The organism is Flavobacterium phragmitis (assembly GCF_900112575.1).
GTDB lineage: Bacteria > Bacteroidota > Bacteroidia > Flavobacteriales > Flavobacteriaceae > Flavobacterium > Flavobacterium phragmitis.
In genome coordinates, this window is record NZ_FOMH01000016.1 from 1 (window position 1) to 11,497 (window position 11,497).

Genomic DNA, 11,497 nt, shown 5'->3' on the forward strand with positions numbered 1-11,497 from the left:
AATGTCACAGTCGAGTAGTACTAATAATCCGTAAGCTTATGTACGAACTTTTCCCTCCCTGGTCCCAGACCAGAGAGGGAGGAAACTTTCTAAAATAAAATAATACTTATTTGTTTCTTTATCTCAGTATGTTAAGATATTGTCCGCACGCGGAAAGTTAAAAGTTGTTTGTTATAAGTTATGAGTTGAAAAACTACAAACTATAAACTACAAACCATTAACTGAAAACCTTAAGGTGGTTATTGCGGCGGGGCTCACCTCTTCCCATCCCGAACAGAGAAGTTAAGCCCGCCTGCGCAGATGGTACTGCAGTTTTGTGGGAGAGTATGTCGTCGCCTTTCTTTTGAAAACCCTGCTTCGTTAGAAGCAGGGTTTTTTGTTTTATGTCATTTTTTTGTTTTTTTATAAGGAAAACAAGGGATCAGGCTCAAAACTTCAAAAACTCAAGTGTTAGGGATGGGATCCTCCTTTTGCTTTTTTTTTTTAAGCAAAAGATACAGCAAATCCCCGAAGCCTCGGGACGGCCCGCAGGGAAACGTTATGATTGTTTTAGAAGTGTTTTGTATAAAAATCTATTGTACTCAATCCTGAAAATGAAGCAGAAAGAAAATCCTCGAAAAACTACATTGATTTGGTGTTTAAGATCAGTATAGTTGCTTGGAAATTAATAGGAGAAAAATCGTTACGATGTATTATAAGAATAATTGATTTTTAAATTTTTGAATAACTATCTCTATGTTTTTCATGGTTTAAGTTTTTGATGTTTTTATGCTCATTATCGTTAAAGACAAAAAACTCAATTTATTATTTTGTTTTATTATAATCAGATATTCAGCTTCTTATTTTTGTTAGCTTAATACTCATGAAAGAAATTGATTTTTTTTTGTGTATAAAGTCAAATTAGCGCTACATTTGCGAATAATTAGTCTAAATAAGTATAATTTTATTACTGTTGAATACCTTAAAAATGAATTTTAAACGCCCTATTTTTCTAATTATTTTAGTTTTTCTAACTGTCAGCTTAAATGCACAATCACTTCGCTTAAAGGTTGAAAATGAATCGAAAAATCCTATTTCAAATGCTTCAGTTTCTTCTGGAAATAAAATTATCGGAACAACAAATAAATCAGGTGAAGTTTCGATTTTAAGCAGTGAAATACAAAACAATACTGTTTCAATTACAGCTTCGGAATATGAACCATTTGTGCATGTTTTTTCGAATCTGCAGGAAAAAAATATAGTTTCAATTGTTTTAATCAGTGAAAATAAATTGCAAGAAGTAGTAATTACAGCTGGTAGAAAACAAGAAAATATAGCTACAGTTCCTTCTTCGATAACGATTATGAGTCAAAAAGAGATACAGGTGCAAAGCAGTATCAATACCAATTTATCTTCTATTTTAGGGAATGTTATTCCTGGACTTGGTACATCGACAAATAAGGCCACTAACTCTGGGCAGACTTTAAGAGGACGACAAGTTTTAGTTTTGATTGATGGAATTCCACAGTCAACACCTTTAATGAATGGAGCTCGTGATATTCGTGTTGTTGATGCCAATGCAATTGAGCGTATTGAGGTGATTAAGGGAGCTACTTCTATTTATGGAAACGGTTCAGGAGGTGGAATTATCAATTATATTACCAAAAAAAGTCCGCTGGTTGATAGTTTTCAGGGAATAACTACCGTTGGTACTACTTTTAATCCGTTACATGGTAAGGAAACTTTTGGTTACCGTGTTTCGCAGTTTTTTAACGGAAGAAAAAACAAATTTAGCTACGTTATTGGTGGAGCTTTTGATTATACCGGACTTCAAAGAGATGCTGATGGAAGACCTTTAGGGCAGACAGATGGTCTTTCTAATTCTTCTCAATCAAATGCGTTTGTGAAATTAGGATATGATATGGACGAGCACACGAGTTTTAATGTGGTATACAATTTTTACAGCAGTACTCAGAATGCTAAATATATTAGTCAAACAGGTGTATATGGTCAGACTCCTACCATTGGTGTAAGAGGTACAGAACCTGGTAAAAATGCAGGAACTCCATTCAATCATAATTTTATGTTTACTTTTTCGAAAAACAATTTGTTTAATTCAACACAATTGGATGTGTCGGCTTATTTGAATTCTTTTCAATCTATGAATCGTTATGTAGCTTCAGCAACGGCTTGGTATGGACCTGGACAAACAATGATTAATTCCAATAAAAATGGAACGCGAATTAATTTGAATACGCCATTTACTATAGCTTCAATGGCTTCTGAAATCACGTATGGTATTGATGTCTTAAATGATGTTACTTTTCAGGATCTTGTTGATGGACGTGTTTACATTCCTAAAATGGATATGTTAAATATTGCTCCGTATGCACAATTGAAAGTAGATGTTTTAGAAAACTTGATTTTTAAAGGAGGATTACGTTATGAAAATGCTACAGTGCGTGTTGATGATTATAATACAATTGCTTCAGGGCCAGGAAATCAAGGAAGTATTTTTGTAGAAGGAGGTAAAATCCCATATAATGCAACGATGTTCAATGCTGGTCTTCGTTTTAACAAATATGAAATCTTTAATCCATTTGTAAGTTTTTCTCAGGCGTTTGCCATAAATGAATTGGGAAGAATTTTGAGAAGCGCAGAAGAAAGTACTATTGCGAGTTTAGCGACAGACCCAATTATTACCAATAATTATGAAGCTGGTTTTTCTAGTAAGTTTTACAATTTTAATCTAACAGCAGCTTATTATATCAGTACGTCAAAATTAGGAGCTAATTTAATTGAAGTTGACGGCCGTTTGGTGGCACAGCGTGAGCCTGAAAAAATTAAAGGATATGAAATAACATTAGATTATAGATTTTCAGATAAATTGAATGTAGGTGGTAGTTATTCGTATGTTGATGGAAAAGCTGAATTTGATGATGGAAGTACCGTTTATTTAAATGGATCACGTATTGCTCCTCCTAAAGCAACTGGATTCATTAATTACAAACCTACGTCTGACTGGTTTTTGCAATTATCTTGGGTTAATACAGGTTGCCGTAATCGCTTTGAACCTAATACGAATGGAAGATATAATAATAGTGAAGGACCAATTTCAACAGTGAACCTGATTAATTTTGCAGGAAGTTATGCCTTTAATAAAAACTGGTCATTAAACTTAGGAGTTGAGAATTTATTAAACAATAGTTATTATTCTACTTTAAGTCAATATCGTGCTGTAAATGCAGATTACGTTATGGGTAGCGGTATGACAACTAGTTTAAATCTGCGTTATAAATTTTAAAAACAAATCATTTTTTGCATGCTTTGATCATATTTGAAAACCATTTAGGAAAGACATAGTAAATGAATAAAACACTTAAAAAAAATATTGGCTTTTTGCACCTTTGGCTCGGACTTGCATCCGGGCTAATTGTTTTTATAGTTGCCCTCACAGGAAGTATATTAGTTTTTGAAGATGAACTGGATGAGTTTTTTAATCCTGAATTTTATAAAGTAGCCAGTGTAGGGAAGGAGAAGCTTCCAGTGGATGCTATTATTTCTGAAGTGCAGAAAGAATTTCACCTTAAGAAAATTGACCGTATTCACTCTTTTGCTGATCCAGAAAGAAGTTTAATAATTACAGGAACTGATTCCGACAAGAAAAAAATGATTTTTTCTGTTGATACCTATAGCGGAAAAGTTTTAGGATCGGTACCTGTTAAAAAGCGTTTCTTTTCGGTTATACTTGATTTGCACCGTCATTTGGTTTTGGGAGATTTTGGACAAGCCGTTACAGGAATTAGCTGTCTCATCTTTGTGTTTATGCTTTTGTCTGGATTTGTTTTATGGTGGCCCAATAAAATTAAAAACCTTAAACAAAGATTAACAGTAAAATGGAGCGGATCGTTTAAAAGAGTAAACTGGGATTTTCATTCTACGTTTGGTTTTTATACTTTTTTAGTGCTGCTGATTATTTCGGTTACGGGTTTAACTTGGTCGTATGATTGGTTTGAAAGCGGCATTTATTTATTGGCTGACGGAACTACTAAAAAAGCTTCTACTAAAGTTGAAAACCCTACTAAAATTGATCCTGAAGGAGATAAAACATTTTTCTATCAAAGTATATTTTCGAAAACAGACAGTATTTACAAATATAAAGGAGATACACAAATCAGAATCCCATCTGACACCATAAATAGTATAATGGTGATCAAAATGAATCTTGAAAAAGACATACCAAATATTGCCAGCCTTGCTTACTTTGATAAATATACAGGCAAAATTTTAGAAACCAAACCTTACGAATCGTTTAGCGATGGCGATAAAGTAAGACGTTTGATTTACCCAATCCATACAGGTAGTATTTATGGATATCCAACAAAGATATTGGCGTTTTTGGTTTGTCTTTTTGCAGTTACACTTCCAATTACGGGACTTTTGATATGGCTTGGAAGGAAGAAAAAGAAAAAGTAAAATTACTGCCTTAACGTGGAGTTATAATTATTTATGAAGTTAGTAGTTTTTAATAATTATAACTCCATCTTAAAGCGAAGTACGTTCGATATAACGAAAAGGATTTTTTGAAATTTCCTGTTTTTTACTAAGGATTAAATCTCCTGCTTTTTGTCCCATTGCTTTAAAATCGGTACTCATTACGGTAATGTCCAGAAGTGCTTTCAACGGTGTTTCATTGTATGAAATAACACCTACATCTTTTCCTATTTTAAGTTTTTTCTCTTTAATCTGCTGGATCAGGTTAACCAAATCATGATCTTCAATTGTGATATAAGCTTCTTTAGTTTTAAACTCTAATCCGTCATAGATTTTTTCGGTAATTTCGTATTCAAAGTTATACGCATTACAGAATGCTAAAAAACCATCAACCAAAGATCCAGGAGCAGGAAAAGCTGCTTTTTCGGGATGAACGAAAATTATTTTTTTGTATTTCTTTAATTTTTTAATTCCTTCCTTTAGAGCATTAAATATATCCGATTTAAAATCCTGATATACTGCTGTAAAATCGCCAGTAATCTCTTCGCAGGAATTGTCTAAAATCACCAATTTTTCTTTCGGAATATTTTCAATAAAACTGATCACATTCGGCGTATAGTTCACGTGACCTTCCGCTGCATTTCGAAAATGAGGCATAATGACAAAATAGTTGTAATTATGAATGTTTTTTTTCATGACCTCAATAAAAAGCTGTTCATCATTATAGTAAAGATGCATATCAACATGAACATCGTTTCCCATTGTAGTCACAAAGGAATCATAAACTTCCATTTTATAAGTGCAGGGTTTATTAATTAAAAATAGGATGTTTTTGGATTTTTCATCCTCCGTCGTAACAAAATTACCAACACCCATTACAGAAAAAACCAGATTTCGGTCTCTTAATTCCTTGTAAGCTTTTTCAGCTGTATCACGTGAAATAGATTTTGCCTTGCTCAGTTCATTAATAGATGGAAGTCTATGTCCTTTTTCTATTTTTCCAGACAAAATTTCCTCAGCGAGACCGTTGGCTACCTGAATATATTTAGGAATACTAGAATTGGAGTCTATTTTTATTTCTGAATGTTGTGTCGCTGATATCATGATGGGTATTGTTTTAATTATAAGTACCGTGCTGATTTGTTAGTTATTGCCTGATTCCTTTTTCAAAGTATTTAATTCTGTTGCAGAAACCTTTATAACAGTACCATGACGCGTTCCAATTGGAAAACTAATTTGTTCCGAAATATCTTCCCAGCCTTTAGCAGTTTCTTTAACCGCACCATATTTCTTTTCCGTATATTTATCAAAATAGACAACCCAGCTGTTGTCGATTTTTACAGCAGTTGGTCCTTCTGCCCAATACTTTTCTGTTATGGGCTCGCTGGCTTTGCTGTAAGGACCCGTCAGATTTTTACTGTAAGCCACTTTAAGATTTTTTTGAACTGGATTTCGGGTTTCATCTTTTAGATACATTACATATTGTTTATCTTGTTTTACAATCGAAGCATCGATTACATTAAAACCAGGATCATAAAGCAGTTTGGTTTTGCTGAACTTTTTAAAATCTTTGGTTGTGGTATAATAAATTCGATGATTGTAACCTTTCTCTTCTTCCGATTTTGTTTCAGGGAACTTTCCATCAATAGTAGAAGCCCAGTAAATCATATAGTTTTTGCTTTTTTCATCATAAGTAATTTCTGGAGCCCAAGTATTTCTGGTTTTTTCTTCATGCATCATGACTGGAATAAATTCCTGTTTAGACCAATGAATTAAATCTTTGGACGAAGCATATCCAATACCTTTATCTGTCCAGCTCACCGTCCAGACCATGTGATATAATCCGTCTCCGCCTTTGATTACGCAAGGATCACGCATTAGTTTATCTTTTCCAACTTCAGGAGTTAAGAAGGAAGTGTCATTTTTAAGCGTATTCCATTTATAACCATCTTCGCTGTATGCCAGATGCAGTCCATCTTCGCCATTTCCTTTAAAATAAGTAAAAACATAAGCATCAGGCTGAAGGGTATAATTATTTGCAGTAAGCCATTTTTCGCAAGTTTTTGGCCAGAAAGTGTTAGTTCCTTTTACACCTAAACCAAAACCGTGTCCACCGTTTTCATACAAATGCATTTCGGCAGCAACTTTTTCCTTTTTTAAAGCCAAATAATAATTAATGCTGTTTTCTACTGGAACGGCTTTATCATCTGTTGCATGAACTAAAAATGCTTTTGGAGTTGTAGCATTTACCTGTTTTTCATTAGAATAGGAGTCAACTAGGGCACGGTCAGGATTTTTTCCCAACAGATTGTCTTTCGACCCTTGATGTGTAATACCTTCCTGAGTTGAAATAACGGGATAGATTAAAATTGAAAAATTAGGTTTTGCACTGGTTGTATCTGAAGGAGTATATATTTTATCGTCATAATGAGTACTTAAAGTTGAAGCTAAATGTCCTCCGGCAGAAAATCCCATAATGCCAATTTTGTTCGGATTAATTTTCCATTTCGAAGCATTGCGTCTGACCATACGCAGTGCTTCCTGTGCGTCCTGCAAGGGACCGATAGTTTTATTTTTCATTATTAAATCACTCGGTAAACGGTATTTTAATACAAAAGCGTGAATGCCGATACTGTTTAGCCATTCCGCAACTTTAAAACCTTCTTTGTTGATGGCCAACATTCCATAAGCTCCGCCCGGGCAGATGATCACGGCACTTCCATTTGATTTTTCAGGGTCGGCAAAATAAGGAGTTAAAGTAGGTACAGTTACTTTTCTGACTCCTTCTGCAATTCCGTCTTTATTGTAATCTATTTTTTCTACGTATTCTTTTGACTGAATTTCATCGGGAATTTTATCCCATAATGGTATTTCCTTCTTTTGTGCTAAAGCAGCAAAACTTATCAATAAAGAAGCTAAAAATGTGGTTGCTTTTAGTTTTGTGGTGTTAGTCGATTTTTTCATAAAATTCTATTGCTTCAATCTGTGATCGTGCCGATACATTATTTGTAAGAGAGTTTTTTTATCATTTCATTCTATAAATTTCTGAACCAGCCAGTAAAAAACATCCCAATCCGTAATCTTCAAAATCAGGAATTTTGTCATAAGATAACGGCTGTCCGTCTTTAGGCTCTTTTCCTGTTGACTGTAAAAAACCTAAAAATCCGTTTTCGTGAAGACTTTCTTTTGTAAGGGCATTCCAAGCTTTTTCAATTACAGGAAGATATGTTTCTTTTTTCAGAATACCGTTGTTTACGCCATAAGCCATTCCATAAACAAATAATGCAGTTCCAGAAGCTTCTTTTCCTCCAAAATTAGTTGGGTCGTGCAGACTTACATTCCAAAAACCGTCAGGTCTTTGAATTGGAACAAGCGCCGCTGCCATTGCTTTCAAATCTTTTACATATTGCTCTCTATGAGGCGCATTTTCAGGAATAATGGTCAATACTTTTGCTAACGCTGCAATCACCCAGCCATTGCCACGACTCCAATAACAGTCTTCTCCGTTTGGTTCTTTGTACGGCGGATCAAAATCGGCATCACGCCACCATAAACCGTCTTTTGGATTAAAAAGTCCATGGTCGCCGTGTTTGTTTCTTGAATACATATACATCTGGTACATTTTTTCGAAATAACGATTATCTTTTTCTAAAACCCCCATTTTTGCAAAAACCGGCATTCCCATCTGTATAGCGTCAATCCAAGACCAATCATCAAGCTGAGGCGTGTTTAAAAGCATGTTTAGATTGGCTTTTGTATTTTTTAGTTTTTTAGGGTCTGGTTCTAAATTGTACAAATCAATATACGTTTGGGCTGCACAGTAATTATCAGCATTTCGGGTAGTGTTGCCACCGTTGAATCCCCATTTGTGAAACTCAGACCAAGACATAGCATAATCATAATAAGCCTCTTTTGGGAAAATTTCATGCAGCGCCATTAATCCTTCATAATAAACTCCCCTTGTCCAGATATTGCTAGGGCGCTCTTTATTGGTAATAATTGTTTTTCCTGTTTCAGGCCATTTCTGCATAAAATAATCATTGGCCAAAATCATTTGTTTGAGTACTAATTTTTTATCAAATTGCTGTGCGGTGCCATTATAAAAAGCGCCTATAGCGAATATTAAAAGTAATTTCTTCATTTTAGATATCGTTATTTAATAGTTAGTTTAGATGTTAAAGGCGTAATGGTCACAGGGCCTAATAATCCAGAAGGCATCGGGCTCCATTTTGTAGCGTCGAATTTTTTATAATCCTTATCGACCATATTTATTTCATAAAAAATCTTCCATTCTTCTCCTTTTAATTCTTTGTCGCGAATTCTGTTGGCAGAAAGATTCGTTACCTGAATCTTCAAAATGTTTTTGCTCGATTTTAATTTCCCAATATTCAGTTCATACGGAACAGACCATGCTGTGCCAACATATTGATCATTAAGCCATACTTTTGCGCTTTCGCGGACATCTCCCAAATTTAGATTCCAAGATTCTGTTTTCGTATTCGGATTATCAAATTCCAAAGTATAGGTTGCAGAACCTGAAAAAGCTTCGGCTTTAGGACTTAAGTTTGTCCATGATTCCAAATTTGAAATTGCAACTGGACTTGGCAGTTTAGGGCCTCCTTTGTCAAAAGTAATTTTCCATTTTCCATTTAGAGGAACAGCTTCGGCAGTTGGTTCAAAATAAGTCCATTTTTTTTGTGAAACCATATTTTCTGTTTTTAGAAAATAAGACTTACCCGGTTCTATTCTGATTTTGACGAATGTTTTATCAGCTGTTTTTTTGACAATGGCATTGCCAAATTCCCTGTTTAAAGGGTCAAGAATAATGACCTCTTTGTTGCCGATTTGCAACGGAATAAAATCATCAATTGTTTTGGTGGTGTGATTGACCAAATAATATATTTTTTCTCCGTCTATTGTTCTTCTAATATATTTTAAACCTGTATTTACAAGTGTTTCTGGGTAAATCTGTACATTTTCTAATGCAGTAAAGATGTCAGAGACTGGTTTTACCTCTTTGTTTTCAGCTAAAAGTGACTGCAGTTTTTCTTCCTGCTTTTTATAATCATTAAAACCGGGAACAGATTCTGGCAGATTTTCAAAAATAATTGAGGCTCCAGCCTTTTTCAATTCAATTAATTTTTGAAGCGTTGCCAAAGGCATTTTTTTACAGGAAGGAATAATTAAAGATTTAAAAGTTCCTCCCGGAAGCACTATTTTTCCGTCAACAACTTTAGCTTCAGCTATGAAATTATCTGAAATGAAATCAACGCCGTACCCTTTTTTCATCAGCTTGTTGGTCATATCATAAAATGAGGTTCCGTGCAGCCATTCGGAAAGAGAATGTATTTTGAATTCAAAAAATAAAGTACCTTTTTTGTATTCGTTCCAAGTATCAAAAATGGGAAAATACAATAGGATTTCATTATCTGATTTTCCTTGCTGTAGTAATGACTGACAGTTGGCGATATAAGAAAATAGGGCAGGAGCGTCTTCCCAAATGCTGTTATTGGCATTGAAGTTTACAGAAGCATAAAACTGCCATCCCGGCCAAGCAGCTCTTTCTGGCGAATAAGTAGAACCATGCAGAAAAATATGATTAATTCCGTTTAGCATTAAATCTTCTGCTTCTGGTTTGCATTGTGACAATGCCGCTTTAAAATGTTCGCGAAGCCAAGTAAAGGTCTCAGAAGAAACAAGGTTTTTACCTGAAATATGCCCAGCCGATGAAGAAAATTTCAACATTACAGGATCGGCATCTCCGGGACGAATATCTTCTTTTTCACGTCTAAAACCCGGAATATCAAAAGGCATGGAACCAAAAGTTTCGCATTCTGGAATATCAGCGGAAGCGTACAAGTCGATTAGATTTCCAGGAGAACCATGTGCCTGCAGTTTGGTTTTAAAGTTTTTAGAATTGGCCCATTTCGTCCAAGGTTTGTCAAATTTATTCAGTAATAAATCACCAATAGTCTGGCGGTAATCGCTTCGAATTCTGTTGCTTATTTCATTGTCAGTTTCATTGAGCAATAAAGGCAGTTGTTTTTTAAGATCGTAACCTCTAAGTTTTAAGAATTCATCAAAAAATGCAGGAGTAAAATCCGTCCCATAAACTTCATAACTGTCGTTAAATATAGCTCTAATTTTTCCTTCACGTCCGTTGAAAGCATTGTTAAACGGAACTGTATAAGCGTTTAATGCTTCTTCAGAATAATGGTCTAATGTAAAACCAGCTCCGCCCGGAGCTGCTCTTTTTACCTGCTGACCAGTTTTTCCCGTAAAAACCGCATATAACGTATAATCTGTTTTTTTTGCAGTCCATTTTAGCTTATTAGGTTCAGGATTTGGTAATGAAACTGAACTTCCGTCAAAACCTTTGTCTTTTGATTTTGATTTACTTCCAGTAAGCTGATCTGTTAGATTAATATAAGAACCATCACTTCCATAAGCTACAGCATACAAAAGCGAAGCAGGATTTTTTTCTTTGCTGTTTTCCAGTTTAATAATCCTGTCAATTGTCTCATTTTTTTTAAGAGGATATTTTTCGACTATAAGTTTGGTAGCGGCATATTCAGGTGTAACATGAGAGCCACCATATGGCCATCCTGTACCCAATACCATATCGACCTGCATATGAAGACTATCTGCTACTTGAATGGTATAATCGAGCATTTCCAACCATTTTGGAGAAAGGTAGTCGATGAAGTTTTTTTCTTCACCTTTAACCCCATAAATCGGAGTAATTTCAACGCCTCCAATTCCTGCCTTATGAAAATCGATTAAGCTTCTCTTTAAATCAGGTTTGTCCACTGCGCTTCCCATCCACCACCATCTGGTCCACGGTTGGTTTATGTTGGAAGATACGGGCCAAGGAGATTTTTCATTTTTCTGACTAAATGAAATTATAGTTATAAAGAGGAAAAATAGGATATATGATTTTTGTATTCTCATTTTTTAAGTGGTTGGTCAGTTATAGTTGGTAAGGTATTTATATTTAGTTGTTTAAAGAATTTCTTTCTGTCTT

Annotated in this window: 6 protein-coding genes and 1 rRNA gene; 3 read left to right on the forward strand and 4 right to left on the reverse strand. The window is 34.7% G+C overall.

Features of this window, described 5'->3' with window-relative positions:
* The first annotated feature begins 231 nt into the window (after positions 1–231).
* From rrf to BM289_RS22860, 3 genes are all read left to right on the forward strand, one after another.
* Positions 232–341 (forward strand): 5S ribosomal RNA (rrf, locus tag BM289_RS22845).
* Between the two features lie 626 nt (positions 342–967).
* Positions 968–3,283: a TonB-dependent receptor gene (locus BM289_RS22855; protein WP_091498145.1), complete on the forward strand. Its 2,316-nt coding sequence runs from the start codon at positions 968–970 to the stop codon at positions 3,281–3,283.
* A gap of 62 nt (positions 3,284–3,345) precedes the next feature.
* Complete coding sequence (locus BM289_RS22860; protein WP_091498147.1) at positions 3,346–4,455, forward strand: PepSY-associated TM helix domain-containing protein; 1,110 nt, start codon at positions 3,346–3,348, stop codon at positions 4,453–4,455.
* 69 nt (positions 4,456–4,524) lie between these two features.
* Here BM289_RS22860 and BM289_RS22865 read toward each other — a convergent pair whose 3' ends face one another.
* The 4 genes from BM289_RS22865 to BM289_RS22880 all read right to left on the reverse strand — a co-directional run bounded on the left by BM289_RS22865 (position 4,525) and on the right by BM289_RS22880 (position 11,424).
* Positions 4,525–5,577: a GntR family transcriptional regulator gene (locus BM289_RS22865; RefSeq protein WP_091498149.1), complete on the reverse strand. Its 1,053-nt coding sequence runs from the start codon at positions 5,575–5,577 to the stop codon at positions 4,525–4,527.
* 39 nt (positions 5,578–5,616) lie between these two features.
* Complete coding sequence (locus tag BM289_RS22870; protein WP_091498152.1) at positions 5,617–7,437, reverse strand: prolyl oligopeptidase family serine peptidase; 1,821 nt, start codon at positions 7,435–7,437, stop codon at positions 5,617–5,619.
* A gap of 61 nt (positions 7,438–7,498) precedes the next feature.
* Positions 7,499–8,614: a glycoside hydrolase family 88/105 protein gene (locus BM289_RS22875; RefSeq protein WP_091498155.1), complete on the reverse strand. Its 1,116-nt coding sequence runs from the start codon at positions 8,612–8,614 to the stop codon at positions 7,499–7,501.
* A gap of 11 nt (positions 8,615–8,625) precedes the next feature.
* Positions 8,626–11,424 carry a glycosyl hydrolase gene (locus BM289_RS22880; RefSeq protein WP_091498157.1) on the reverse strand — a complete coding sequence of 933 codons (2,799 nt, stop codon included), beginning with the start codon at positions 11,422–11,424 and terminating at the stop codon, positions 8,626–8,628.
* Positions 11,425–11,497: the final 73 nt, after the last annotated feature.

Coding starts and splice junctions, on each gene's coding strand:
- BM289_RS22870 (WP_091498152.1), bottom strand. CDS start 7,437: ATGAAAAAATCGACTAACACCACAAAACTAAAAGCAACCACATTTTTA.
- BM289_RS22880 (WP_091498157.1), bottom strand. CDS start 11,424: ATGAGAATACAAAAATCATATATCCTATTTTTCCTCTTTATAACTATA.
- BM289_RS22855 (WP_091498145.1), top strand. CDS start 968: ATGAATTTTAAACGCCCTATTTTTCTAATTATTTTAGTTTTTCTAACT.
- BM289_RS22860 (WP_091498147.1), top strand. CDS start 3,346: ATGAATAAAACACTTAAAAAAAATATTGGCTTTTTGCACCTTTGGCTC.
- BM289_RS22865 (WP_091498149.1), bottom strand. CDS start 5,577: ATGATATCAGCGACACAACATTCAGAAATAAAAATAGACTCCAATTCT.
- BM289_RS22875 (WP_091498155.1), bottom strand. CDS start 8,614: ATGAAGAAATTACTTTTAATATTCGCTATAGGCGCTTTTTATAATGGC.